Origin of the sequence: Microcoleus sp. A2-C3, assembly GCF_036706065.1 — a bacterium.
GTDB lineage: Bacteria > Cyanobacteriota > Cyanobacteriia > Cyanobacteriales > Microcoleaceae > Microcoleus.
On record NZ_JAUBVX010000135.1, the window covers coordinates 1 to 1,141 of the forward strand.

At 41.3% G+C, this 1,141-nt stretch carries 1 protein-coding gene; it reads right to left on the minus strand.

The window, feature by feature from the left end:
- The coding region (locus tag QUB66_RS29685) for an IS5 family transposase (RefSeq protein ID WP_332970811.1) at positions 1-1,016 on the minus strand (1,016 nt) is incomplete at its 3' end.
- Positions 1,017-1,141 lie beyond the last annotated feature (125 nt).

A 1,141-nucleotide genomic window follows, 5' to 3' on the forward strand; every position in this document is an offset into this window, starting at 1 on the left:
TAATTATCCCAGCTCATCCGGTCTAAAAATACATATCCTTCAAAACAGCTCGCCGATAGTTTAGCTCCAAATTCTACGCTTTTTCCGGCTTTTCCTCTTACTATAGGGCGGATGTGGGGCTGACTTAAACTTACTATTCTATCTTCTATGCTCTGTTTGTTATTTTCAAACAACCACTGTTGTTGGCGATAGACTTCTGTTAGAACTAGCAAAGTTTTATATTGCTTTTTATTCAGACTTTCTAGACCCGCACCTGACTCAATTAGTTGTTCAATATGACCTAAATTTCTTTTGATGTATTGGAGTTGTTTCTTAATTGCCTGTTTTCTTTTCTTGCGAGTTGGTCGTCTTTGCTTGGCTAATGCTAAGTAGTCCTTTCTTGCTAGATTGCGGTAGGTTCTTGGTTTTTGGTTGGTTTGATCTTTGATCTGCTTATACAGGATATCTATAATTTTTTCGGTATGAACTCTGGCTTTGTTTAATAGTCCTAAGTCAGTCGGATAGGTAATGTCGGCTGGCGCGCAGGTTGCGTCTATGATTAGTTTGCCGCGATTGGGTGACTCATTTGTAGCGTCTGAATCCTTTTTTTTTTCAGTTTTAACTGGGGTGATGGAGCGCATTTTTTCAACCATGCGTTCGTTCACTTTGTTAATTAAGTTCGGAGTAATTCGTTGCCTAAAATGTACTAATAATGATGGGTCAAATGGTAGCTCATTACTATAGCTTGATTGACCGATAAAGTATTGCAGATAGGGGTTTTCACGGATCTGTTCGACAGTTTCGCGGTCGCTAATTCCCAGCTTTTCTTTGATAATTAATGCCCCCAATGCCATCCGAAATGATTTGGCTGGTGCCCCCTTTTCTGTGGGGAAGTTTTCCGCGTATTCTGATTCAAATTCTGACCACGGGATTAGTTCGCCCATTTTGACCCAACGGTTGTCTGGTGACAACCTTCCACATGAGGGAAGTTCAAAGTCGGAGGGTGAGGGAGGAGCAAGCTCAGCTTTTTTGTACACGATCGCACTGGGTGATGCACGGGTTTTGATCTATTTTACCTGTTTATCTTGCACTTTATTCTCGATCGCAGTATCGAAACTCAGACGAGGCAATATGTGCTCGATTATTCAGCAAGCCCTAATTA